Genomic DNA, 24,534 nt, shown 5'->3' on the forward strand with positions numbered 1-24,534 from the left:
CCCTCTTCCTCTATTTGCGCAACAGGCGCAAACCATTGAACACCACCAGCAGGCTCACGCCCATGTCGGCAAACACCGCCATCCACATGGTGGCGAGCCCGGCGAAGGTTACCCCAAGAAAGATCGCTTTGATCACCAGCGCCAGCGCGATGTTCTGTTTCAGGATAGCGGCGGTATGGCGCGACAGGCTGATGAAGGCCGGAATCTTGCGCAGATCGTCGTCCATCAGGGCGACATCGGCGGTTTCAATCGCCGTATCGGTACCGGCCGCCGCCATCGCAAAACCGATCTCGGCGCGAGCCAGTGCCGGCGCGTCGTTGATGCCATCGCCGACCATGCCCACCCGACGGCCCTGCGCATACAGGTCTTCGATGGCTTGCAGTTTGTCGGTGGGCAGCAAGTCGCCCTTGGCCTGATCGATCCCGACCTGCGCCGCGATCGCCTGCGCGGTGTGGACGTTGTCGCCGGTGAGCATCAGGGTTTTCACGCCCAGTTCGTGCAACTGGCGGATCGCCTCGAGGCTGGTTTCCTTGACCGTGTCGGCCACGGCGAACAGCGCCAGCGGGCCGGAACGGTCGAGCAGCAGCACCACGGATTTGCCCTGTTTCTCCAGCGCGAACAGTTTTTCTTCCAGTTGCGGCGAGCATAGGCCGAGTTCTTCAACCAGACGGTGGTTGCCCAAATGGTAGACCTGACCGTTGACCTCGCCTTTTACCCCACGGCCGGCCAGCGCTTCGAAGTTATCCACAACCAGCGCCGCGAACTCCTTATCCACAGCCGCGTTGGCGATGGCCAGCGACACCGGGTGATCGGAACGCCCGGCCAGCGCGGCGGCAATCGCCGGGGCCGTGGCGTCGGCGGTCGGGTCGAGGGACAGGTAATCGGTCTGCACCGGTTTGCCGTGGGTGATGGTGCCGGTCTTGTCGAGGGCCAGATAGTCGAGCTTGAAACCGCCCTCCAGGTACACGCCGCCCTTGACCAGAATGCCTTTGCGCGCCGCAGCCGCGAGGCCGCTGACGATGGTCACCGGGGTGGAAATCACCAGTGCGCACGGGCACGCGACCACCAGCAGCACCAGCGCGCGGTAGATCCAGTCGAACCACGCGGCGCCCATGAACAGCGGCGGGATGATCGCCACGGCCAGCGCCAGGACGAAGATCACCGGGGTGTAGATTTTGGAGAACTGATCGACGAAACGCTGGGTCGGCGCCCGCGCGCCTTGCGCCTGCTCTACGGCGTGGATGATCCGCGCCAGAGTCGAATTGTTCGCCGCGGCGGTCACTTTGTATTCCAGCGAACCGGCCTGGTTGATGGTGCCCGCAAAAACCTTGTCGCCGACGGTTTTCTCCACCGGCAGGCTTTCACCGGTGATCGGCGCCTGATCGATGGTCGAACTGCCGCTGACGACTTCACCGTCCAGCGCGATGCGCTCACCGGGCTTCACTCGCACTCGTGTGCCAAGATCGATGCTTTTCACATCCAGTTCGACCCAACTGCCGTCAGCCTGCAACACCGTCGCCTGCTCCGGCGTCATCTGCATCAGGCCGCTGATGGCGTTTCGTGCGCGGTCCAGCGAGCGCGCTTCGATCAGCTCGGCCACGGTGAACAGGAACATCACCATCGCCGCTTCCGGCCATTGGCCGATCAACACCGCACCGGTCACGGCGATGCTCATCAGGGCGTTGATGTTGAGATTGCGGTTCTTCAGGGCGATCCAGCCCTTCTTGTAGGTGGTGAGGCCGCCGCTGAGGATCGAGATCAGCGCGATGATCGCCACCACCCAGGTCGGGGCGGCGCTGGTGAAGTGGATAACTTCAGCAGCCAGCGCACCGACGCCGGACAGCGCCAGCGGCCACCAGTGTTTTTTCACCGGCGCCGGCGTTGGCGCTTCGACGCCCGCCTCAAGCGGCTCGGCCTGCATGCCGAGGGATTTGATCGCGTCGATGATCGGCGCGGTGTCCGGCAAGTTGTGAGTCACGCCGAGCACGCGGTTGATCAGGTTGAATTCCAGCTGCTGGATCCCGGCCAGTTTGCCGAGCTTGTTCTGGATCAGCGTCTGCTCGGTCGGGCAGTCCATCGCCTCGATGCGGAAGCTGCTCAGCCGGGCGTCAGCGCTTTTTGCCTCGCTCAGTTGCACCAGTGAAGGCGCGGCGGCTTTCGACGAGCAGCAGGCGTCGTCACTCGAATGAGCCGGCGCAGGCGTAACGGTTTTCGACCCGCAGCAGGAATCGCCGGCGTGGGCATGTTTATGCACAGGCTGCAGTTTGTGACTGTGATCGTGCCCGTCACCGGGCTTGTGGGTGTGCAGGGAATCGCTCATTGGTCGCGTCCATGAAGGTGCCTGTTGCCAAGTAAAGACCCTGTAGCCACTATAGGGTCAAGCACCCTTTTGGAGATTGCGGTCATGAAGATCGGAGAACTGGCGAAACAGACCGATTGCGCCGTGGAAACCATCCGCTACTACGAGCGCGAAAACCTGCTGCCGGAGCCGGCCCGCAGCGACGGCAACTACCGCGTCTACACCCAGGCCCACGCCGAACGCCTGACCTTTATCCGCAACTGCCGCACCCTCGACATGACCCTCGAGGAAATCCGCAGCCTGCTCGCCTTGCGCGACAGCCCGCAGGATCAATGCGAAAGCGTGAATGCGCTGATCGACGAGCATATCCAGCACGTCAAGGCGCGGATCGATGGGCTGTTGGCGTTGCAGACACAACTGCTCGACCTGCGCCAGCGCTGTGGTGAAGGGCCGGAAGCGGATCAGTGCGGGATCCTGCAGCGGCTGGAAGTCAGTGGCGGGGTTGTAGCGGCGGAGGTTGAGCATTCGCATGTGGGCCGCAGCCACGGCCATTAAGTCACCTAGCACCACACTGATCAGATCAGTTTGAACTCCAGAGTGCCTTGGGGGCCCATGCCGTAACTGAGCGCCGGGAGCATTCCAGCACCCAGGTAGACGCTGCAGTATAGAAAAACTGACTCTCCACGAAACGGTTGATAGACACTCGGCGCAATTCGGAACTGGACAGGTAATTCGGGGGTGACTGTCAATTTGCGCTGATAGTCTCTCCAGTTGCGTGCACCGGGTTCGCCCTGGAAGCGACTCAGCCAATAGAATTCAATGGCGTTATTGTTTTGCAAGTTCAAGATCTTCGGAACAGTGAGGACGAGGACTTCTGGATGCTTATCAATCTCCAGCTCGTCATTCGACACTCCCTCGATGGAAATCTGTCCGGTTTGAAACAGTGGCAAAACGAAGTTGACGAACAGAGACCCCGACGGCAAACCAATTCCGTTTCTTGTGGTTACAGAGATGACTTCGACCCTGTCTCCTTCGAACTTGAGTGCTTCAGCGTCGGAAAAAAGAAAGTACAAATCGGCGAATTCTGTGACTGTCTGGGAAGGCAACTCGAAGCTTCCTCCGGTTCCCCCAAGTGCCTGCCCTTGCACTCGCACTTGATCACCGATCTGAAAGTCCCGATTGTTTACAGACACCATAAAAAGCAGCGAATCAAGGAAAACCGGGGCGCCACGAAGCAATTCACCAGGTATCACGCAATCCCAAGGTTTAATGGAAGGTAAGGAAAGAATATGCCCCGAAGCATTCCTGCAACCCACATACGGTGCTCCGGGCAATTGAACGCTTGAGCTCTGCGCGGTAAGACCAACTGCGCGCTCGGAGAACCCGTTGGTTGGACCGCTTGTATCGAGTGACATAGCGAAACTCCACAAATAAAGAAAGGGTGTTGCCGACCACAGCCGAATGGCTTGTGGTCAGTCAAACACCCTTTCATTTATTCGCCACCTGTCAGAGCTGACAGTTTGTTAGATTCTTTTGCAATTGCGCAAAGTCGTGCCTGCAATAGAATCAGACCGCCATTGGCGCGGTCATCGGCGCGTGGTGCTCGTAGCCTTCCAGCGAGAAGTCGCCCGGCTCCACCAGTTCCAGCCACTCCGGCTGATAAACGCCTGTCTTGGCAAACTCCGGCACGCGATCCGAAATCTTCAGTTTCGGCATGGCGAACGGCTCGCGCTTGAGCTGTTCGTTGAGCATGTCCAGGTGGTTTTCGTAGACGTGGGCGTCACCGATGAAATAGGTGAACCAGCGTGGCGTGTAGCCGGTCAGGCGACCGATCAGGCTCAGCAGCGCGGCGCCTTCGGTGAGGTTGAACGGCGTGCCCAGGCCCAGGTCGTTGGAGCGGATGTAGAGGGTCAGGGAAATCTCTTTAGTCTCGACATTCGGGTGGAACTGGTACAGCAGATGGCACGGCGGCAAGGCCATTTCATCGAGCTGGGCGCAGTTCCAGCCGTGGAACAGGATGCGGCGGCTGCCCGGGTCCTTGATGATCGTGTCGACGCACTGGCGCACCTGATCGATGGCTTTGTACAGCACCACGTAGGCCTGGCCGTCTTCTTCGCCCTGGGCAATCTGCTTGTAGCCGTTGCTCAGGGTTTGTTCGATGGCGGCAGTGTTGCTCAGCGGGATCTGCTTGTACGCCGGCCATTTGCGCCATTGCACGCCGTAGATTTCGCCGAGGTCGTCTTCGCCCTGGCGGAACGGGTTGGCCAGCCACTGGGCGTTTTCGTTGGCGTTCTGATCCCAGACCTTGCAGCCCAGCGCGCGGAATTCGGCGGCGTTGTTCACGCCCCGCAGAAAGCCGCACATCTCGCCGATGGCCGATTTGAAGGCCATCTTGCGGGTGGTGATCGCCGGGAAACCTTCCTGCAGATCGAAGCGCAGCATGGCGCCCGGAAAGCTGATGGTGTTCACGCCGGTACGGTTGGCCTGTTTGGTGCCGTTGTTGATGACGTGCGACACCAGATCGAGATATTGCTTCATGAGTTACCTGTGTCCTTGAGCCCCGGCAGACATCGCCGGGGTTCGAATATTTAAGCTGTCGGTGCAACCGGCGCCGCCGGGGCGCGGTGGTAGGCCAGCCAGATCAGGAACAGCCCGCCGATGATCATTGGTACGCAGAGTACCTGACCCATGGTCAGCCAGTTCCAGGCCAGATAGCCCAGTTGCGCGTCCGGCACGCGGACGAATTCGACGATGAAACGGAAGATGCCATAGAACAGCGCGAACATGCCCGAGACCGCCATGGTTGGTCGCGGTTTACGCGAGAACAGCCAGAGGATCAGGAACAGCGCCACGCCTTCGAGCGCGAACTGATACAGCTGCGACGGGTGACGCGGCAGTTGCGCCGGGTCGCTGAACGGCGGGAACACCATGGCCCACGGCACGTCGGTGGCCTTGCCCCACAGCTCGGCATTGATGAAGTTGCCGATGCGCCCGGCGCCCAGACCGATCGGCACCATCGGCGCCACGAAATCCATCAGCTGGAAGAACGACTTGCCGTTACGCTTGCCGAACCACAACGCGGCCAGCATCACGCCGATGAAACCGCCGTGGAACGACATGCCGCCCTTCCACACTTCGAAAATCAGCGTCGGGTTGGCGATGTAGGCGCTCAGGTCGTAGAACAGCACATAGCCCAGACGCCCGCCGACAATCACCCCCATCGACAGCCAGAACACCAGGTCGGAGAGTTTTTCCTTGGTCCAGGTCGGGTCGAAACGGTTGAGCCGGCGCGATGCCAGCAGCCACGCGCCGCCGATGCCGACCAGGTACATCAGGCCGTACCAGTGGATTTTCAGCGGACCGATGGCCAGGGCCACCGGATCGATCTGCGGGTAAGGCAGCATTGCGACTCCTCGTTAGCATTCAAATCTTCAAAAATTCCCGGGCGACGCTGTCACCTCAGGATTAAGCCAGGATTGCGACCTGCCAAAACAGACGGCTCAGAACAGAAAGCTCAGGCCCACGCAAAACAGCAAAGCCGCGAACAGCCGTTTCAGCAACTTCGGCGACAACCTGTGCGCCAGCCGCGCGCCGAGACGGGCGAACACCATGCTGGTCAGGGCAATGCCGAGCAGTGCCGGCAAATACACAAAACCGAGACTATGGGCCGGCAGCAACGGATCATGCCAGCCCAGAATCATGAAACTTATTGCACTGGCCACGGCAATCGGCAGACCGCAGGCCGACGAGGTCGCCACCGCCTGCTGCATCGGCACGCTGCGCCAGGTCAGGAACGGCACGGTCAGCGAGCCGCCGCCAATCCCGAAAATCGCCGAGGCCCAGCCGATCACACTGCCGGCCACGGTCAGACCGAGTTTGCCGGGCACCGTTCGGCTGGCCTTGGGTTTGACGTCCAGCGCCAGCTGCGCGGCGATCACCAGGGCGAACACACCGATGATTTTTTGCAGGTTGGGCCCGGAGATCGCTTCGGCGGTCAGCGCCCCGAAACCGGCGCCGAGCAGGATGCCGACGGTCATCCACTTGAAGATCGGCCAGCGCACGGCGCCGCGTCGATGATGCTCGCGCACGGCATTGACCGACGTGAAGATGATCGTCGCCAGGGACGTGCCGACCGCCAGATGGGTCAGGATCGACGGATCGAAGCCCTGCAAGGTGAAACTGAACACCAGCACCGGGACGATGATGATCCCGCCGCCCACCCCGAACAGCCCGGCCAGTACGCCCGCACAGGCGCCCAGCGCCAGATAGAGCAGAAATTCCATGACTGCCTCCCAAGGCGCGTCCCCAAAACCGGAGCGGCATGGTAACGGATGGATACCCTTCGGCTCCACTGGCGATGGATGCACGGACGATGTCTGCGTAGAGTGGGCAAAAAACACACAAGGACCACCTTATGTGCCTGATTGTTTTCGCCTGGCAGCCGGGGCAAGCCCAGCCGCTGATCGTCGCGGCCAACCGTGACGAGTTCTACGCCCGGCCCAGCCTGCCGCTGGCGCAGTGGCCCGAGTCGCCGCACGTTCACGCCGGGCGGGATCTTGAGGCCGGGGGCACCTGGCTCGGTCTTGGTGCCAACGGTCGTTTTGCGGCGCTGACCAACATTCGCGATCCGCATCAGCCGCCGGCCCGGCGCTCCCGGGGTGAACTGGTGGCGGGTTTTCTGACCGGAAACCTGTCGATCGATGACTATTTGTCTGACGTTGTCGCCCGTTCGCCGGACTATGCCGGCTTCAACCTGCTGCTGGGCAATGCCAACGAGCTGTGGCACTTCAATGCCCGGTCTTCGGAACCGGTGATGTTGCAGCCTGGCGTTTATGGCCTGTCCAACGCCGGGCTGGATACGCCGTGGCCGAAACTGCTCAAGGCCAAGGCGGCATTGAGTGCGGTGCTGGATGATCCGCAGCCCGAGCGGTTGTTGGCGTTGTTGGGGGATGCGCAAACGGCGCCGTTTGCTGATCTGCCGGACACTGGCGTGGGGCTGGCGACCGAGTCGTTGCTGTCGAGTGTGTTTATTGCCAGCCAGAGCTATGGGACTCGGGCGAGTACGGCGTTGATTGTGCAGGCGGACGGGACGCGGCGGATGGTCGAGCGCAGTTTCGGGCCGTATGGCGGGCATCTGGGGGAAGTGGAGATCAATATATAAAGATCGCAGCCCGAAGGCTGCGATCTTGTCTTTCTAGAGGGGTTTGACCGCCGCCGGATTGACCATCTTCGCCAACCCGAGGTTCTTCAGCGCCAGTTGCAGCGAGCTGTGGATCACCTGCGGGTTGTCGATGGTCATCAGTTCCGCCAGCAGATCCTTGGCCTTGCTCAGGTTGATCTGACGCAGCATCCATTTCACCTTCGGCAGGTTGGTGGCGTTCATCGACAGGCTGTCGAAACCCATCGCCATCAACAGCACCGCTGCCGCCGGATCACCGGCCATCTCGCCGCAGATGCTCACCGGCTTGCCTTCGGCATGGGCGTCGCGCACTACGGTTTGCAGGGCTTGCAGCACCGCCGGGTGCAGGTAGTCGTAGAGATCGGCCACCCGTGGGTTGTTGCGGTCCACCGCCAGCAGGTACTGGGTCAGGTCGTTGGAGCCGACCGACAGGAAGTCCACCATCCGCGCCAGCTCTTTGGTCTGGTAGACCGCCGCAGGAATTTCGATCATCACGCCCACCGGCGGCATCGGCACGTCGGTGCCTTCGTCGCGCACTTCGCCCCAGGCCCGGTGAATCAGGTGCAGCGCCTCTTCGAGCTCGTGGATGCCGGAGATCATCGGCAGCAGGATCCGCAGGTTGTTCAGGCCTTCACTGGCCTTGAGCATCGCGCGGGTCTGCACCAGGAAGATTTCCGGGTGGTCGAGGGTGACGCGGATCCCGCGCCAGCCGAGGAACGGGTTGTCTTCCTTGATCGGGAAGTACGACAGCGACTTGTCACCGCCGATGTCCAGGCTGCGCATGGTCACCGGTTGCGGGTGGAACGCGGCAAGCTGCTCGCGGTAGATCGCCAGTTGTTCCTTCTCGCTCGGGAAGCGCTGGTTGATCATGAACGGCACTTCGGTGCGGTACAGACCAACGCCTTCGGCGCCGCGCTTCTGCGCCCGCGCCACATCGGCCAGCAGGCCGGTGTTGACCCACAGCGGCATGCGGTGGCCATCGAGGGTCACGCACGGCAGGTCGCGCAGGGAGTCGAGACCCAGCGCCAGTTGTTTCTCTTCTTCCACCACCTCGGCGAACTGCTTGATCAGCACTTCGCTCGGGTTGGTGTAGATTTCGCCCTTGAGCCCGTCGACGATCATCGGAATGCCATCGACCTTGGCGTATGGCAAGTCGACTACACCCATCACCGTCGGGATACCCATGGCCCGAGCCAGGATCGCGACGTGGGAGTTACCCGAACCGAGCACAGACACCAGACCGACCAGCGTGCCTTCCGGCACCTCGCCGAGCATCGCCGGCGTCAGTTCTTCGCTGACCAGAATGGTCTTTTCCGGGTAGACCAGGTTCTGCTGACGCTCTTCCTGCAGGTAAGCGAGCAGGCGTCGGCCCAGATCCTTGACGTCCGACGCCCGCTCACGCAGGTATTCGTCGTCCATCAAATCGAAACGGTTGACGTGATCGGTCACGACCTGACGCAACGCGCCCTGGGCCCACTGGCCGGTCTTGATCACGTTGGTGATTTCGCTGCCCAGCGAGGCATCGTCGAGCATCATCAGGTAGACGTCGAACAGGGCGCGCTCTTCCGGACGCAACTGGGTCGCCAGCTTGGCCGACAACGCACGCATGTCGGCGCGCACGCCTTCGATGGCAGTCTTGAACAGCGCCAGTTCCGCGTCGATGTCGGTGATGGTCTTGTCCGGCACCACGTCCAGATCAGCTGGCGGCAGCATGACCACCGCGGTACCGACCGCTGCGCCCGGCGAACCCGGCACGCCGACGAACTTGGCTTCCTGGATGCCCTTGCCCTGACGGCCCAGACCACGGATCGAGCCGGTGGCCTCTGCGTGGGCGATTACGCCCGCGAGCTGCGCGCTCATGGTCACGAGGAAGGCTTCTTCACCTTCATCGAACTGGCGGCGTTCTTTTTGCTGGATGACCAACACGCCGACGACGCGGCGATGGTGAATGATCGGCGCCCCGAGGAACGAGGCGTAGCGCTCCTCGCCGGTCTCGGCGAAGTAGCGGTAGCGCGGGTGATCCGCGGCGTTTTCGAGGTTCAGGGGTTCTTCACGCGTGCCGACCAGGCCGACCAGACCTTCGTTGGGTGCCATGCTGACCTTGCCGATCGAGCGCTTGTTCAAGCCCTCGGTGGCCATCAGCACGAAGCGGTTGGTCTCTGGATCAAGCAGGTAGACCGAGCAGACCTGGCTGCCCATGGCCTCTTTGACGCGCAACACAATAATCCCCAACGCCGCCTTGAGATCCTTGGCGGAGTTAACTTCCTGGACGATCTTGCGCAGCGTATTGAGCATGGCTCGGGGTCGAACTCCGTCGTCAGTCGCGCGCTAAAAGGCGCGGGGCAAGCTCTTTGAGAGCGCGGCGATACACTTCGCGCTTGAATGTCACCACCTGGCCCAACGGATACCAATAACTGACCCAGCGCCAGCCATCGAACTCCGGTTTACCGGTCAAATCCATCCGCACCCGCTGCTCGTTGGAGATCAGGCGCAGGAGAAACCATTTCTGTTTCTGGCCGATGCACAGCGGTTGGCTGTGGGTTCGCACCAGACGTTGCGGCAAACGATAGCGCAACCAGCCCCGGGTGCAGGCGAGTATTTCAACATCTTCGCGTTCCAGGCCAACTTCTTCGTTCAGCTCGCGGTACAAGGCGTCTTCCGGCGTCTCCTCGGGATTGATTCCCCCTTGCGGAAACTGCCAGGCATCTTGATTGATACGGCGAGCCCATAGCACCTGGCCGGCGTCATTCGTCAGAATGATCCCGACATTAGGGCGGAAACCATCGGGGTCGATCACGGCAACAACCTCGCAAACGCATGTCGCCGCATTGTTCCACAAAGGTTGTGAAGGCGGCAACGAAGGTTCCGAGCTTATGTGCACTCTTGTGAAAAGACCGTATTCTTGTGGCCTTTTTACTGACTTTTCAGCGGGTAACTGCAATGCGCCTGGCTTTATTCGATTTGGACAATACCCTTCTGGGCGGCGACAGCGATCACGCCTGGGGCGATTATCTGTGCGAACGCGGCTTCCTCGACCCGATCGCCTACAAGACGCGCAACGACGAGTTCTATCAGGATTACCTGGCCGGCAAACTGGATAACGCGGCCTACCTGAACTTCTGCCTGGAGATCCTCGGCCGCACCGAGATGGCCGTGCTTGAGCAATGGCACAGCGATTACATGCGCGACTGCATCGAGCCGATCGTGCTGCCGAAGGCGCTCGAGTTGCTGAAAAAGCACCGCGATGCAGGCGACAAACTGGTGATCATCACCGCCACCAACCGCTTCGTCACCGCGCCGATTGCCGTGCGCCTGGGCGTCGAAACCCTGATCGCCACCGAGTGCGAGATGCAGGACGGCCGCTACACCGGGCGCAGCACCGACGTGCCGTGCTTCCGCGAAGGCAAGGTGACACGCCTGAACCGCTGGCTGGAAGAGACCGGGCATTCGCTGGAAGGCAGCTATTTCTACAGCGACTCGATGAATGACCTGCCGCTGCTGGAGCAGGTGGCGAATCCGGTGGCGGTCGACCCGGATCCGAACCTGCGGGCCGAAGCCGAGAAGCGCGGCTGGCCGGTGATTTCGCTGCGCGACTGAGACCGCAGCAGGCGCCAGGCCTTAAACCGGCTTGGCGCCCATCAACCCGGCAATCGCGATAAAGCAGACCAGCCCGAACAACGCCAGCCCCAGACTGAACCGGCCCACGCCGCCCGGCGCCTTGCGCAACCGGTTCAAGCGCACCAGCAGCCAGAACCACGCCAGCGCTGCGACGGTGTAGAGCACGCTCGAGGCCAGAATCCACGTCTGACCCAGCGGCCAGCCCACCAGATGCACCATCCACCAGCCGGTGAACGGCATGCTTACCAGCGCCAGCACGATCAACAGCCAGACAAACAGCCATGGCCGCTGCAACGTACGACTGCCCGCCGTCGCGTCACCATTGCGTCGTGCGCGCCAGACCCAGATTCCCAGGCCCAGCGCACCGAGTAGCAGCACCGCAGTCGCCAGCATGTGCGCCGCTTTCAGGGCGGTTAACGTTTCCATGATCCGATTTCCTTATGGCCTGCCCATCAGCGTAGCCGTTCAGCCAAGAAACAGCTGATAGGCCGGGTTGTCGCTTTCGTCCCAGTACGGGTAGCCGATTTCCTCAAGGGCTGCGGGCACCAGATGACGTTCGTCGTGGGGCACTTGCAGGCCCGCCACCACGCGGCCGTCCGCTGCACCGTGGTTGCGGTAGTGGAACATCGAGATGTTCCAGCGGCCGCCGAGTTTGTTGAGGAAGTTGAACAGCGCGCCCGGACGTTCCGGGAACTCGAAGCGCAGCACCACTTCATCAACCACGTGCGCCGCACGACCGCCGACCATGTGGCGGATGTGCAGCTTGGCCAGTTCGTTGTCGGTCAGGTCGAGCACCGGGAAACCCTGCTCGGTCAGGCTCGCCAGCAGCGCACTGCGCGGGTCGTTGTCCGGATGGGTCTGCACGCCGACGAAGATGTGCGCTTCGCTGCCATTGTTGTAGCGGTAGTTGAATTCGGTGATCTGACGCTTGCCGATGGCCTCGCAGAACGCCTTGAAGCTGCCGGCCTTCTCCGGGATGGTCACGGCGATGATCGCTTCGCGGCCTTCACCCAGTTCGGCGCGCTCGGCGACGTGGCGCAAGCGGTCGAAGTTGACGTTGGCCCCGGAGTCGATGGCCACGAAGGTCTTGCCGCTGACACCGCGCTGCTCGACGTACTTCTTGATCCCGGCCACGCCCAGGGCGCCAGCCGGTTCGGTGATCGAACGGGTATCGTCGTAGATGTCCTTGATCGCCGCGCAGATCTCGTCGGTGCTGACGGTGATCACTTCGTCGACGTAATCCTTGCAGATGTCGAAGGTGTGCTGGCCGATCTGCGCCACCGCCACGCCGTCGGCGAAGATGCCCACGGCCGGCAGTACCACGCGCTCGCCTGCGGCCATTGCCGCTTGCAAGCAGTTGGAGTCATCGGGCTCGACGCCGATGACCTTGATGTCCGGGCGCAGGTATTTCACGTACGCCGCGATGCCGGCGATCAGACCGCCGCCGCCTACCGGAACGAAGATCGCATCCAGCGGCTGCGGGTGTTGGCGCAGGATTTCCATCGCCACGGTGCCCTGCCCGGCAATGGTGTGCGGATCATCGTACGGGTGGATGTAGACGTAGCCTTTTTCATCGACCAGTTTCAGCGAGTAGGCCAGGGCTTCCGGGAAGGAGTCGCCGTGCAGCACCACCTTGCCGCCACGGGAGCGCACGCCTTCGACCTTGATCTCCGGGGTGGTCTTGGGCATCACGATGGTCGCTTTCACGCCCAGCACTTTCGCCGCCAGGGCCAGGCCCTGCGCATGGTTGCCCGCCGACGCGGTGACCACGCCGCGTGCGCGCTCTTCGTCGCTCAACTGGGTCAGCTTGTTGTAGGCGCCGCGAATCTTGAACGAGAACACCGGCTGCAAGTCTTCGCGCTTGAGCCAGATGTCGTTGCCCAGCCGCTCGGAGAGCTGGCGGGCGTTCTGCAGCGGGGTTTCTACGGCAACGTCATAAACGCGCGAGGTGAGGATCTTCTTGACGTACTGTTCGAGCATCGGAAAGCATCACTGAGCGGGTTGGGCAGGGCCAACGAGTCTAACCCGCCTTTTGGGCGCACGACCACACGAATCCCGAGGTTTTAGCCCGGCTTGAGGCTATAATGCCGGCCTTTCCGTTCTTACCTTGCCCGCTTCCGGAGCCCGCATGACCCAGGATCAACTCAAACAGGCCGTGGCCCAGGCCGCCGTCGACTTCATCCTTCCGAAACTTGACGACAAGAGCATCGTCGGCGTCGGCACCGGCTCCACCGCCAACTGCTTCATCGACGCCCTGGCCCAGCACAAGGGCGCGTTCGACGGCGCGGTCGCGAGCTCCGAAGCCACCGCCGCGCGCCTCAAGGGCCACGGGATTCCGGTGTACGAGCTGAACACCGTGAGCAATCTGGAGTTCTATGTCGACGGCGCCGATGAAAGCGACGAACACCTGAACCTGATCAAGGGCGGCGGCGCAGCCCTGACCCGCGAGAAGATCGTCGCGGCCGTGGCCCAGACCTTCATCTGCATCGCCGACGCCAGCAAACTGGTGCCAGTGCTGGGCGCGTTCCCGCTGCCGGTGGAAGTGATCCCGATGGCCCGCAGCCACGTGGCCCGCCAACTGGTGAAACTGAGCGGCGACCCGGTCTACCGCGAAGGCGTGCTGACCGACAACGGCAACATCATCCTCGACGTGCACAACTTGCAGATCACCAACCCGGTGGAACTGGAAGCGCAGATCAACGCGATCGTCGGCGTGGTCACCAACGGTCTGTTCGCGGCGCGTCCGGCGGATCTGCTGTTGCTGGGTACTTCCGAAGGTGTGAAAACACTGAAGGCCGAGTAAGCCGAAACTGCCCACAGTTTGGTGGGCAGATGAAAAAGACTGTGGGAGCCAGTTTGCTAGCTCCCACATTGTTTGAAGGTGTTGGTTAGTTCTGCGCAGGCTTCCTGAAGACATAAAATAGATTCGGTTCGCTCACCAGATACAACGTCCCGTCGTCGTCCATCGCGATACCTTCCGCCTGCGGCACGGTTTTCTTCAGGCCCTGCCGGCCACCGCTCAACGACATGGTGCTCAGCGGGCGCCCGTCCACATCCAGTTCCAGAATCAGCCGCGACTCGTCGGACAGCGCCAGTAAATGGCCGCTGCGCTCGTCGTATTGCAGGCTCGACAGATCGCGCACGAACATCCCGGCATCGCGCTTGGGATTGTTGATCACGTGTACTGCGTAGGATTTTTCCGTGTTGAAGTGCGGGAAACCGTGCACTTCATAGATCAGCATCGGATCCCGTTCCTTGGCCACAAACAGGCGCTTGCCCACCGAGTCGTAAGCCAGGCCTTCAAAGCCCTTGTTGCCGCTCATGTGTACACCGAGGGTCATCTGCTCGGCGTCCGCTGCATCGAGGAACGTGGTGTCGTGCTCCAGATGGATCTTGATCAGCCGCTGCTGGCGTTCATCGGTGATCACGTAGGTGTCGGCGCTGATGAACTCCACCGCTTCCGGATCGCCAAAGCCGATCAAGGCGACACGGCGCAGGATCGTGCCGTCCAGCGACAACTCGATCAGTTCGGCATTCTTGTTGGTTACGGTGAACAGGCTCTTGCGCACCGGATCGTAGGTCAGCGCGGAGACATCGTCGTTCAGCCCGTCGATGACCTTCGCCTCGATATCTACCCGATATTGGTCCAGCCCGATGGCCTCGCTGCTCATCGGCTGCCAGAGCGTATGCAGGTTGAACCAGGCACGCTCGAACAGACGCATGTATTGGCCGATCGCAATCAGCGCGATCAGGGCAATCACCGACAGGATGATAAATAGAGGCTTGGGACGGGCAAGTCGACGCATTCGGGCAGGCTCGGAGTCAAAACAGGCGGATGAAATATCACGCCTGTCTGAACTGAAGCTTAATGGCCACTTGCCTCAGGCCACAACTCCACAGATCTGCAATCTCTGTAGGAGAGATTACTTCTGCTTTTCGAAGCGGTAGAACAGGTTCGGCTCGCTGACCATGTACAGCGTGCCCGCCTCGTCCATGGTCACGCCTTCGGCGCGGGGAATGGTTTTCTTCAAGCCGTTGAAACCGCCGAGCAGGGTCATGAAGCTGACCTGTTCGCCCTTCTCGTCCAGCTCCAGCAGCAAATGCGAATCGGCGGACAACACCAGGGTGTGACCGGTGCGCGGGTCAATCGCCAGGGCCGAGAGGTTGCGCAGGTCCAGTTCGTCGCTGTCGAGTTTCTGCTTGTCGCCCTTGAGCGTCTGGCTGCCGTCGCTTTTCCAGGTGAACAGTGCGGGCGGACGCTCTTCGCCCAGCAACAGTTGCTGGTTGCGGGCGTCCCAGGTGATGGCTTCGAAAGCCTTGTTCTGGTCTTTCGACGGGCCAAGGTCGTATTTAGGGAAATCGTCGCGCTTCAGTTCGCGGGTCTCGGCATCGACCTTGACGATCGAGAGCATGTGCTCGCGCTCGTCGACAATCGCCATCAAGCCGTTTTCCATCACCGTCAGGCCTTCGGGATTGCTCCAGCCCACCAGCGGCATCTTGCGCAGCACGTCGCCCTGCAGGGTCAGTTCGACCAGGAAAGGATTCTTGCCCATCACCGAAAACAGGGTTTTGGTCTGCGGGTTATAGGACAAATCCGAAGCTTCGTCCTTTTCCATGCCCGGCAGCAGCTTGGCGTCGATCACCACCCGGTAGTCCGGGAGCCAGACGCTTTCCTGTTTCTCGGCCGGGCTTTCGAAACGCTCCAGCACCCACAACAGGCCACGGTCATCCCAATGCATGGCAAACGCCAGCCCGTACGCAGCGGCGGCTGCCAACAAAAGCCAGGAATACCAACGCAGGGCGAAACGTGAACGGCGGGCGGGTTTGAGCTGAGTTTGAGATGACATCGAAGGACGCGTTCCGAAAATTCAGGCTACGGGTAATAGCACAAAGAGGCCGGCTCAGACGCCAGAATGACCGGAATTATCCGGACAAAATGTGAAAAAAACGGCAAATGGCCGGAATGCCCTGCGTCTTTGCAGGCCGCATCACAAAACGAAAGCGGGAGATTGCAGGCTTGAGGGCTGAGCTCAAACCTGCAATCTCCCGCTCGGAAACGCGATGTACGGATCAGCGAACGCTGCTGGTGAAGCGACTGGCGCCCGGCAGTTCCAGCACGATCTCATCGCCAACGTTCAGCGGGCCGACGCCCACCGGCGTGCCGGTCAGGATCACGTCACCGGCCTGCAGCGAGAAGCAGCCGGCCATGTGCTGGATCATCGGCACGATCGGGTTGAGCATCGCGCTGCTGTTGCCGTCCTGGCGCACTTCGCCATTGATGGTCAGGCGAATGCCGATGTCGGTCAGGTCGGCAAAGGTGCTGCCCACCACGAACGGCGCAATCACCGCTGCGCCGTCGAACGACTTGGCGATTTCCCACGGCAGCCCCTTGGACTTGAGCTCGGCCTGCTTGTCGCGCAGGGTCAGGTCCAGCGCCGGGGCGAAACCGGAGATCGCGTCCAGCACTTCTTCGCGGCTCGGTTTGGTCGACAGCGGCTTGCCGATCAACACGGCGATTTCCGCCTCGTAATGCACCGAGCCACGCTCGGTCGGAATGCTGAAACCGCCTTCCAGCGGCACCACGCAACTGCCGGGCTTGATGAACAGCAACGGCTCGGTAGGTACCGGGTTGTCCAGTTCCTTGGCGTGTTCGGCGTAGTTACGGCCGATGCACACCACTTTCCCCAGCGGAAAATGAATCCGCGTACCGTCGACATACTGGTGCTGATAGCTCATTACCGACTCCTGCCTTCATTGATTCATCAGGGATTGCCAATCAAACCGCGAAGATCTTGCCCGGGTTCATGATGCCGTTCGGGTCGAACACCGCCTTGACCGCTTTCATGTATTCGATTTCCACCGGCGAGCGGCTGTAGGTCAAGTAGTCGCGCTTGGTCATACCCACGCCGTGTTCGGCGGAAATCGAACCGTTGTACTTCTCGACGGTTTCGAACACCCACTTGTTGACGGTGGCGCACTTGGCGAAAAACTCGTCCTTGCTCAGGTTGTCCGGCTTGAGGATGTTCAGGTGCAGGTTGCCGTCGCCGATGTGGCCGAACCAGACGATTTCGAAATCCGGATAGTGTTCGCCGACGATCGCGTCGATTTCCTGCAGGAAAGCCGGGACTTTCGAGACGGTGACCGAGATGTCGTTCTTGTACGGCGTCCAGTGGGAGATGGTTTCGGAGATGTACTCGCGCAGCTTCCACAGGTTCTGCAACTGGGTTTCGCTCTGGCTCATGACACCGTCCAGCACCCAGCCCTGCTCCACGCAATGCTCGAAGGTTTCAAGGGCGGTGTTGGCCACTTCTTCGGTGGTCGCCTCGAATTCCAGCAAGGCGTAGAACGGGCAATCGGTTTCGAACGGCGCCGGAACATCACCACGACCCATGACCTTGGCCAGGGCCTTGTCGGAGAAAAATTCGAACGCGGTCAGGTCGAGTCGACCCTGAAAGGCGTGCAGCACCGGCATGATGGAATCGAAATCGGCGGTGCCGAGGACCATCGCGGTCAGATTTTTCGGCGAACGATCCAGGCGCATGGTGGCCTCGACCACAAAACCCAGAGTGCCTTCAGCGCCGATGAACAGCTGGCGCAGGTCATAACCGGTGGCGTTCTTGATCAGGTCCTTGTTCAGTTCCAATACATCGCCCTTGCCGGTCACCACTTTCATGCCCGCCACCCAGTTGCGGGTCATGCCGTAGCGAATGACCTTGATTCCGCCGGCATTGGTGCCGATGTTGCCGCCAATCTGACTGGAACCGGCCGACGCGAAGTCCACCGGGTAGTACAGGTCATGTTCTTCGGCGGCGTTCTGCAATTGCTCGGTGACCACGCCCGGCTGACAGACGGCGGTGCGGTCGGTCAGGTTGATATCCAGAATCTGATTCATGTAGTCGAACGACACGACCACTTCGCCATTAGCGGCCACGGCCGCGGCGGAAAGACCGGTGCGCCCGCCCGACGGCACCAGCGCCACTTTGTGTTCGTTGGCCCAGCGGACAACGGCCTGCACCTGCTCGATGGTCTTGGGGAACACGATGGCGCTGGGCGCCGGGGCGAAGTGCTTGGTCCAGTCCTTGCCGTAAGCGTTCAGGGAGTCGGCATCGGTCAGGACTTTGCCAGGTTCGACCAGGGTCTTCAGTTCATCAATCAGGGCAGGATTGGTCATCGACGGAACTCTCGAACAATTCATGGTCATCCTGAGAACGCTTCACGTCGCAGGAATGAGTGTTTAGCGGGGTGGCTATGCTAGCATACCGACCCCGCAGGCCAGTGCCCAAGGCCGGTTCTGCGGTGACGGCTTTCTTGCCGTGCGGGTCAGCTCCAGGCTGCTCCCCTCCCTGCCATTTTTCTCCGGGATACAGGTTTACGCAGATGAGCAAGACTTCTCTCGATAAGAGCAAGATCAAGTTCCTTCTTCTCGAAGGCGTCCACCAATCGGCTGTCGACGTCCTCAAGGCGGCGGGCTACACCAGCATCGAATACCTGACAGGCTCCCTGCCGGAAGCCCAGCTCAAGGAAAAGATTGCTGACGCTCACTTCATCGGCATTCGTTCGCGCACCCAGCTGACCGAAGAGATCTTCGATCACGCGAAGAAGCTGGTCGCGGTCGGCTGTTTCTGCATCGGTACCAACCAGGTTGACCTGGAAGCGGCCCGCGAGCGCGGCATCGCCGTGTTCAACGCACCGTACTCCAACACCCGCTCCGTTGCCGAGCTGGTGCTGGCCGAAGCGATCCTGCTGTTGCGCGGCATCCCTGAGAAAAACGCTTCCTGCCACCGTGGCGGCTGGATCAAGTCCGCAGCCAACTCCTTCGAGATCCGTGGCAAGAAACTGGGCATCGTCGGCTACGGCTCGATCGGTACTCAGCTGTCGGTTCTGGCTGAAGGCCTGGGCATGCAGGTGTTCTTCTACGACACCGTGACCAAGCTGCCACTGGGCAACGCGACCCAGGTCGGCAACCTGCACGAGCTGCTGGGCATGTCCGACATCGTCACCCTGCACGTTCCGGAAACCGCTGCGACCCAGTGGATGATCGGCGAGAAGGAAATCCGCGCCATCAAGAAGGGCGGCATCCTGATCAACGCTGCACGCGGTACCGTGGTCGAGCTGGATCACCTGGCCGCTGCGATCAAGGACAAGCACCTGATCGGCGCCGCCATCGACGTGTTCCCGGTCGAGCCGCGCTCCAACGACGAAGAGTTCGAAAGCCCGCTGCGTGGCCTCGACAACGTGATCCTGACCCCGCACATCGGCGGTTCCACCGCTGAAGCGCAAGCCAACATCGGTCTGGAAGTGGCAGAAAAACTGGTCAAGTACAGCGACAACGGTACGTCGGTATCGTCCGTGAACTTCCCGGAAGTGGCCCTGCCGGCTCACCCTGGCAAGCACCGTCTGCTGCACATCCACGAGAACATCCCGGGTGTGATGAGCGAGATCAACAAGGTCTTCGCCGAAAACGGCATCAACATCTCCGGTCAGTTCCTGCAGACCAACGAGAAGGTCGGCTACGTGGTGATCGACGTCGACGCCGAGTACTCGGAGCTGGCGCAAGAGAAGCTGCAACACGTCAACGGCACCATCCGTAGCCGCGTGTTGTTCTGATCCGACGCTGAGCGACAAAAAAAGGGAGCCTTCGGGCTCCCTTTTTCATGCACGCGAAAACGTCATTCGACGTTGACGGTGATCTTCTTCGACACGATCGGTGGATCGAACGCCATGTGGCCGCTGTCACCCAGCTCCAGTTGCAGGGTGTGCTTGCCCGGCGCGAGCTTGATGTCAGCCTGGGTCTGCGCCTTGCCGAAATGCATGTGGTTGGCGTCGGTCGGCACCACGGAGCCGGCCGGAACGATTTCCTTGGCATCGATCAGCAAATGGTGGTGACCGGTGTTCTTGGTGACGTCACCGGCTGGTGCCAGCGCGATGTCCTTTACACCGAACTTGACCGTGAAGGTCTGCGGAACCGTTGCTCCGTCCTCGGGAGAAACGATGAACACTTCGGCGCCCTTCGGTGCCGGCGTGGCCGCACTGGCCAGTACCGAAACACCCATCAGCACACCGGCCAACGCTGCACGTGACATAAAGCTTTTCATTTTCTTCTCCAGTTTTTCCGTAAAATCCGCACGGTCATGACAACTTCATGACCATTCGTTGTCGAAGGCACTCGACAACCATAGCAAAGCGAGCCTGGAAAACAGGCCGATATCGATTTCAAAGGAGTGACCATGCGTTTTCTGCCTGGCCTGATCTGCCTGCTACCCCTTCTGAGCCCTCTGGCTCACGCCGAACTGATTGATGACGTCAACGACCGTGGCGAGTTGCGCATAGCCCTTGAGGCTAATACACCGCCCTTCAATTTCAAGGACGGCGACACGCTCACGGGGTTCGAGGTCGAGCTTGGGCAACTGCTGGCCAACGAACTGGATGTGCGCGCGGACTTCATCGTCACCGACGAAGCCGATCTGCTCCAGGGCGTTGAAAGCGGCAAGTACGACGTCGCGCTCAACCACATAGCACTGACACCCGAGCTCAAGGATCGTTTCGACGTCAGCGAACCTTACACGCAGGTCAATGCACAATTGCTGGCGAAAAAGGACGAGCAACCCCGGCCGTTGGTGCTGGTGCAGGCACTGACGGAAGAGAAACCGAAGGTCGGGCCGCCAGTGGATCTGGCGATTCCGTTTCAGAAGGGAAACCCGGCGTTTCACGCGAGTCTGGAGAATGCCTTGCAGCGGATCAGGGCGGATGGGCGGCTGGAGGCGTTGTCGAAGAAGTGGTTGAGTGTGCCGGCTACGGAAAACTGAAGTGAGCGTGACTAGTCGAGCAAGCTGAGGGCCTGTGCGGCTTGCGGCAGTTCGAGTTCGCTGAAGACCTGCACCCCATGGCGCTTCAGCAACGCGGCGGTAACGCCCTCGCCACTCACCTTCACCCCACTGAACGTGCCGTCATAGGTCAACAGATTCCCGCACGAAGGACTGTTGGCCTTGAGCACCGCCACCCGAATCCTGTGTTTCTGCACCAGCGCCAGCGCCTGCCGCGCGCCATCCAGAAACTGCGCACTGACGTCTTCGCCCTCTGTGGTGATCACCGAGGCGAGTCCCTCCAGCACTTCGCTGCCCTGCCCGCCCGGAATCTCTGCCGCTGCCCGTGGCGTCGGCAAACCACCGGCGACTTCCGGGCACAGCGGCACTACCCGACCTTCGGCAATCCACTGCTCCAGCAGATCGAACGGCCCGCTGGCCCCACCGTCATAACGCACGCGGTGGCCCAACAGGCAGCGACTGACCAGAATCCTGTGCATCTCAGAACGGCTCGTTGCCACGGCGGCGGAACCAGCCTGTCAGCGACAGCCGCTCGCGGCTGGCTGGCAACACTTCATGAGGGACTTCGCCGGAGAGAAACACCACCAGACAACCGCCCGCAGGCTGCACGTCATGTACGCGGTCATTCTCCAGGTACATGCGCAGTTGCCCGCCATCCTCCGGCAGCCAGCCGTCATTGAGGTAGATCACCGCCGAAACCATGCGCCGGTCATCGTCGCGGAAACGGTCGACATGCTTGCGATAGAAAGCACCCGGCGGGTACAGGGCGAAGTGGCACTCGAAGTCTTCCAGCCCCAGAAACAACCCGCGATTGAGCGCCTCGCGCAGGCTGTCCATCAGGTTCAGGTAGCGGTCGCTGGCCTCGGCCTGACCGGGGTCGATCCATTGGATATGGTCGCCACGAATCCCCTCGCGGATCTCCGAAAACGGGCCACGTCCGACCCCCGCCGGCGCCAGTTCACCTTCGGCGTCACGTTTGCGGCACTCGGCCGCCAGTGCGCGGGTCAAATCCGCAGGCAGGAAAATGTTCTGCTGCGACCAGCCGCGCTCGGCCAGGTCGTCGACGATACGTAACAGCAGCGGGTGATCAGAGGATATTTGCATGGCGCGCATAGTATGCCTGCGGCAAGAAATCCGACAGAGCCACGCGGCGGCTTGATACGAATTCTCGACAAGTACTGGCACCGCACGGAGAATAGTCGGCTGCCGACAGGAGTCCTTATGCGCCGTTTGCTTTTTTCACTGTTGATGTTCTGCGTTTTGCCCGCCTGGGCGGACGGCCACGACCAGTTGTACAAGGTCGCCGGCTGGCCAGAACAACGCGCGCATTTCAACGACGCCCTGAGTGCCGCGCAGCAGCGTTACCAGAACAGCCTGCCGCCTGCGGTGTTTCAGGCGCTGGTGAGCAACAGCAATCAGCGCTTCGCCCCCCAGGCCGTGGATCAACGCGCCGAAGCGCAACTGCGCAAGAACCTCGCCGATCCGAAACCGGCCCTGTCGTTCTTTCAGTCACCGCTGGGCAAGAAGATCGTCGCCGCCGAACTGCTGGCGACCCGCCGCGATCAATTGGCAAAAAACGCCAAGGGCCTGCCGAAGATGCCGGCCAGCGACAGTCGTTTGCTGATCATCGGCCACCTCGCCCAGGCCCTGCCCGCCCGTGAAGCCGGTGCCGAAGTCAGCCTGGCGATTGCCGGCGTGGCGGCGGACAGCCTGAGTTCGATGATCCCCGGCCTGCTCGGCGGCGGTCAGGCCCAGGGCATGTTGAACGGTCAGCGCCAGCGCCTGATGGATCAGATCGGCGCCGACCTGAACAACACGCTGCTGTACGTCTATCGCGACCTGTCGGATGAAGAACTGGAAGAGTTCGCGACCTTTGCCGAATCCACCGAAGGCAAGGCCTACTATCAGGCCGCGCTGGCGGCGATTCGCGCCGGGCTGGCCGTCGGCCAGAGCACCTCGAACCTCAGTCAGTGATCTAGGGGTTGCGGCCCTTGATCCGCTTGCTCAAGAACTCGAAATACTCCTCGCGCATTTCTGCCGTCTCGTTGGCCAGGTGATGCCGCGCCTCGGCCAGCAACAGAATCTGCGGCCGGTCGAACTTCCACTTCATCACTTGCAGATTGTGCTGCCAGTCCACGGTCATGTCCGCCTGGCCCTGAACGATCAGTGGCCGGCGCGGACTTTTCTTCGCGTATTCAACCCGGTTGATCCAGCGTGACAATGCCCCGACCCACGCGGTCGGCAAGCGTTTTGGCTGCAACGGATCGGCCTGCAGGAACGGCAGGAAATCCGGGTCGTTGGAGTTCTCGCTGAAACGCCGGGCGATCCCCCTGACAAAAGGCCGCAGCAGGTAATAACTCAACTGCGACCAGCCCCAGGCACGCGGACGCACCAGCGGCGCCAGCAGAATCAACTGCCCCTGCGCCGGGCTGTTTTCACCATGATTGAGCACATGATCGACAATGATCGCGCCGCCGGTACTTTGCCCACACAGGTGCCACGGCTGCGGCAGGGCAATCGAGCGCGCCTCGGCGAACAGGCCTTGCAGCGCATCCTGATACTCGGAGAAGTCGCGGATGCTGGCGCGCTCGCCGCTGGACAGACCATGCCCCGGCAGATCGCAGGCGATCACCGCAAAACCCTGATCCAGCGCCCACTCGATCACATGCCGGTAAAGCCCGGTGTGGTCATAAAAACCGTGCACCAGAAACAGCGTGGCCTTGGCCGTTTCCGCCGGCCACCAGCAATGGCTGACCAGTTGATAGCCATTGATGTCGAACCGGCCCATGCCACGCCAGACATCACGCTCCGGAAAGTCGGTCTTGTAGAACCGCTGATACGCCTTCGCCTCCTCGGACAACGGCTGCCACTCGGCCAGAGGCTTGAGGCTAGCACGCAGATGATCGGGATCGAAGGCAACAGACATGGGCAATTCCAGAACGGTAAACGGACTTTATCGGCCTGCGATATTCATCTGTCGCGGCAAGCATGGCAAGCTAGCCGGCCTTCGAGGAATCAAAACCATGCGTTCGCCCTACCGCACCGCACTGTTTGCCAGCCTGCTCGCCATCGTGTGTGCCGGCGTGCTGTGGGCCGCGTACGACTGGTTTCAGGGCCGCTACCTGCGGGCTTTCAGCGAACACACCGCGGTATTTTCCGGCGACCCGTTGCGCCTGCCCGACGACCTCGCCGGCCCCGGCAACATCCGTCTGGTGCACTTCTGGGACCCGGCCTGCCCATGCAACGTCGGCAATCAACAGCACCTGACCGAGATGGTCGAACAGTTCGGCCCCAAGGGCGTGGAGTTCTTCGCGGTGCAGAAGGCCGGCAGCCACGGCCAGTTGCCCGCCACCCTCAGCAATCTCAAAACCATCGCGGTGCTGCCCGGCTCCGAACAGATTCCCGCCAGCCCGGCCGTGGCGATCTGGGACCGCAGCGGCAGACTGGCGTACTTCGGCCCGTACAGCGAAGGCCTGACGTGCAACTCCAGCAACAGTTTTATCGAACCGATCCTGCAAGCGTTGAGTGATGATCGTCCGGTCAATGCGACTCATACGTTGGCGGTGGGTTGCTACTGCCCGTGGCCGGCGGAGACGAAGTAAGGCATTCCGGAC

25 protein-coding genes are annotated in these 24,534 nt (G+C 61.3%); 8 read left to right on the top strand and 17 right to left on the bottom strand.

Annotation, left to right across the window (positions count from 1 at the left end; genetic code table 11):
* Positions 1-10: 10 nt before the first annotated feature.
* The gene (locus AC1RT4_RS07770) at positions 11-2,320 is read right to left on the bottom strand and encodes a heavy metal translocating P-type ATPase (RefSeq protein ID WP_493084796.1); all 2,310 of its coding nucleotides are present in this window, start codon (positions 2,318-2,320) and stop codon (positions 11-13) included.
* 84 nt (positions 2,321-2,404) lie between these two features.
* Between AC1RT4_RS07770 and cadR the strand changes: the two genes are divergently transcribed.
* The gene (cadR, locus tag AC1RT4_RS07775; RefSeq protein ID WP_007953454.1) at positions 2,405-2,854 is read left to right on the top strand and encodes a Cd(II)/Pb(II)-responsive transcriptional regulator; all 450 of its coding nucleotides are present in this window, start codon (positions 2,405-2,407) and stop codon (positions 2,852-2,854) included.
* Positions 2,855-2,874: 20 nt separating this feature from the next.
* Here the strand turns inward: cadR and AC1RT4_RS07780 are convergent, their stop codons facing one another.
* The 4 genes from AC1RT4_RS07780 to AC1RT4_RS07795 all read right to left on the bottom strand — a co-directional run bounded on the left by AC1RT4_RS07780 (position 2,875) and on the right by AC1RT4_RS07795 (position 6,582).
* Positions 2,875-3,714 carry a hypothetical protein gene (locus AC1RT4_RS07780; protein ID WP_493084798.1) on the bottom strand — a complete coding sequence of 280 codons (840 nt, stop codon included), beginning with the start codon at positions 3,712-3,714 and terminating at the stop codon, positions 2,875-2,877.
* A gap of 151 nt (positions 3,715-3,865) precedes the next feature.
* Positions 3,866-4,837, bottom strand: a complete 972-nt coding sequence (locus AC1RT4_RS07785) for a thymidylate synthase (RefSeq protein ID WP_114886153.1) — start codon at positions 4,835-4,837, stop codon at positions 3,866-3,868.
* 50 nt (positions 4,838-4,887) lie between these two features.
* Positions 4,888-5,703, bottom strand: a complete 816-nt coding sequence (gene lgt / locus AC1RT4_RS07790; RefSeq protein ID WP_007953463.1) for a prolipoprotein diacylglyceryl transferase — start codon at positions 5,701-5,703, stop codon at positions 4,888-4,890.
* Positions 5,704-5,799: 96 nt separating this feature from the next.
* Complete coding sequence (locus tag AC1RT4_RS07795) at positions 5,800-6,582, bottom strand: sulfite exporter TauE/SafE family protein (RefSeq protein ID WP_064380026.1); 783 nt, start codon at positions 6,580-6,582, stop codon at positions 5,800-5,802.
* A 131-nt stretch (positions 6,583-6,713) separates the two neighbouring features.
* Here AC1RT4_RS07795 and AC1RT4_RS07800 point away from each other — a divergent pair, with 131 nt between their 5' ends.
* Positions 6,714-7,460: an NRDE family protein gene (locus tag AC1RT4_RS07800; protein ID WP_493084801.1), complete on the top strand. Its 747-nt coding sequence runs from the start codon at positions 6,714-6,716 to the stop codon at positions 7,458-7,460.
* A 33-nt stretch (positions 7,461-7,493) separates the two neighbouring features.
* Here the strand turns inward: AC1RT4_RS07800 and ptsP are convergent, their stop codons facing one another.
* Entirely contained in the window at positions 7,494-9,773 is a 2,280-nt protein-coding gene (gene ptsP, locus AC1RT4_RS07805) for a phosphoenolpyruvate--protein phosphotransferase (protein WP_007953470.1), read from the bottom strand.
* A 22-nt stretch (positions 9,774-9,795) separates the two neighbouring features.
* Entirely contained in the window at positions 9,796-10,275 is a 480-nt protein-coding gene (locus tag AC1RT4_RS07810; RefSeq protein ID WP_003229203.1) for an RNA pyrophosphohydrolase, read from the bottom strand.
* A 143-nt stretch (positions 10,276-10,418) separates the two neighbouring features.
* Here AC1RT4_RS07810 and AC1RT4_RS07815 point away from each other — a divergent pair, with 143 nt between their 5' ends.
* Positions 10,419-11,075, top strand: a complete 657-nt coding sequence (locus tag AC1RT4_RS07815) for a histidinol-phosphatase (RefSeq protein WP_493084804.1) — start codon at positions 10,419-10,421, stop codon at positions 11,073-11,075.
* A 21-nt stretch (positions 11,076-11,096) separates the two neighbouring features.
* On the opposite strand, the gene AC1RT4_RS07820 is transcribed toward AC1RT4_RS07815, so the two are convergent.
* Positions 11,097-11,522, bottom strand: coding sequence for a DUF2269 family protein (locus tag AC1RT4_RS07820; RefSeq protein ID WP_007953473.1), 426 nt, complete (start codon positions 11,520-11,522; stop codon positions 11,097-11,099).
* A 39-nt stretch (positions 11,523-11,561) separates the two neighbouring features.
* Positions 11,562-13,076 (bottom strand): threonine ammonia-lyase, biosynthetic, encoded by a 1,515-nt coding sequence (ilvA, locus tag AC1RT4_RS07825; protein ID WP_007953475.1) that lies wholly within the window; start codon positions 13,074-13,076, stop codon positions 11,562-11,564.
* Positions 13,077-13,224: 148 nt separating this feature from the next.
* On the opposite strand from ilvA, the gene rpiA reads away from it, so the two are divergent.
* Entirely contained in the window at positions 13,225-13,899 is a 675-nt protein-coding gene (gene rpiA / locus AC1RT4_RS07830; protein WP_493084807.1) for a ribose-5-phosphate isomerase RpiA, read from the top strand.
* 85 nt (positions 13,900-13,984) lie between these two features.
* Here the strand turns inward: rpiA and AC1RT4_RS07835 are convergent, their stop codons facing one another.
* The 4 genes from AC1RT4_RS07835 to AC1RT4_RS07850 form a co-directional block, all read right to left on the bottom strand.
* A complete protein-coding gene (locus tag AC1RT4_RS07835) occupies positions 13,985-14,902 on the bottom strand; it encodes an SdiA-regulated domain-containing protein (RefSeq protein ID WP_493084809.1) in 918 nt (305 codons plus the stop codon).
* 117 nt (positions 14,903-15,019) lie between these two features.
* The gene (locus AC1RT4_RS07840; protein WP_493084811.1) at positions 15,020-15,943 is read right to left on the bottom strand and encodes an SdiA-regulated domain-containing protein; all 924 of its coding nucleotides are present in this window, start codon (positions 15,941-15,943) and stop codon (positions 15,020-15,022) included.
* 223 nt (positions 15,944-16,166) lie between these two features.
* On the bottom strand, positions 16,167-16,832 hold the full coding sequence (locus AC1RT4_RS07845; RefSeq protein ID WP_007953483.1) for a fumarylacetoacetate hydrolase family protein: 666 nt from the start codon (positions 16,830-16,832) through the stop codon (positions 16,167-16,169).
* A 40-nt stretch (positions 16,833-16,872) separates the two neighbouring features.
* The gene (locus tag AC1RT4_RS07850) at positions 16,873-18,267 is read right to left on the bottom strand and encodes an FAD-binding oxidoreductase (RefSeq protein ID WP_085702378.1); all 1,395 of its coding nucleotides are present in this window, start codon (positions 18,265-18,267) and stop codon (positions 16,873-16,875) included.
* A gap of 206 nt (positions 18,268-18,473) precedes the next feature.
* Here AC1RT4_RS07850 and serA point away from each other — a divergent pair, with 206 nt between their 5' ends.
* Positions 18,474-19,703: a phosphoglycerate dehydrogenase gene (gene serA / locus AC1RT4_RS07855; protein ID WP_007953487.1), complete on the top strand. Its 1,230-nt coding sequence runs from the start codon at positions 18,474-18,476 to the stop codon at positions 19,701-19,703.
* A 62-nt stretch (positions 19,704-19,765) separates the two neighbouring features.
* Here the strand turns inward: serA and AC1RT4_RS07860 are convergent, their stop codons facing one another.
* Positions 19,766-20,191, bottom strand: a complete 426-nt coding sequence (locus tag AC1RT4_RS07860; RefSeq protein ID WP_007953489.1) for a DUF4399 domain-containing protein — start codon at positions 20,189-20,191, stop codon at positions 19,766-19,768.
* A gap of 132 nt (positions 20,192-20,323) precedes the next feature.
* Here AC1RT4_RS07860 and AC1RT4_RS07865 point away from each other — a divergent pair, with 132 nt between their 5' ends.
* Positions 20,324-20,902: a transporter substrate-binding domain-containing protein gene (locus AC1RT4_RS07865; RefSeq protein WP_493084814.1), complete on the top strand. Its 579-nt coding sequence runs from the start codon at positions 20,324-20,326 to the stop codon at positions 20,900-20,902.
* An 11-nt stretch (positions 20,903-20,913) separates the two neighbouring features.
* Here AC1RT4_RS07865 and AC1RT4_RS07870 read toward each other — a convergent pair whose 3' ends face one another.
* Both AC1RT4_RS07870 and AC1RT4_RS07875 read right to left on the bottom strand, forming a co-directional pair.
* Complete coding sequence (locus AC1RT4_RS07870) at positions 20,914-21,399, bottom strand: 2-thiouracil desulfurase family protein (protein WP_493084816.1); 486 nt, start codon at positions 21,397-21,399, stop codon at positions 20,914-20,916.
* 1 nt (position 21,400) lies between these two features.
* Entirely contained in the window at positions 21,401-22,033 is a 633-nt protein-coding gene (locus AC1RT4_RS07875; RefSeq protein ID WP_493084818.1) for a 2OG-Fe(II) oxygenase, read from the bottom strand.
* A gap of 108 nt (positions 22,034-22,141) precedes the next feature.
* On the opposite strand from AC1RT4_RS07875, the gene AC1RT4_RS07880 reads away from it, so the two are divergent.
* Positions 22,142-22,894 (top strand): DUF2059 domain-containing protein, encoded by a 753-nt coding sequence (locus tag AC1RT4_RS07880; protein WP_493084820.1) that lies wholly within the window; start codon positions 22,142-22,144, stop codon positions 22,892-22,894.
* A 1-nt stretch (position 22,895) separates the two neighbouring features.
* Here the strand turns inward: AC1RT4_RS07880 and bipL are convergent, their stop codons facing one another.
* Positions 22,896-23,846, bottom strand: coding sequence for a phospholipase BipL (gene bipL / locus AC1RT4_RS07885; RefSeq protein ID WP_493084822.1), 951 nt, complete (start codon positions 23,844-23,846; stop codon positions 22,896-22,898).
* A gap of 97 nt (positions 23,847-23,943) precedes the next feature.
* On the opposite strand from bipL, the gene AC1RT4_RS07890 reads away from it, so the two are divergent.
* The gene (locus AC1RT4_RS07890) at positions 23,944-24,522 is read left to right on the top strand and encodes a DUF6436 domain-containing protein (protein ID WP_262158920.1); all 579 of its coding nucleotides are present in this window, start codon (positions 23,944-23,946) and stop codon (positions 24,520-24,522) included.
* The last annotated feature ends 12 nt before the right edge of the window (positions 24,523-24,534 follow it).

This window comes from Pseudomonas sp. GW821-FHT11D10 (assembly GCF_058808435.1).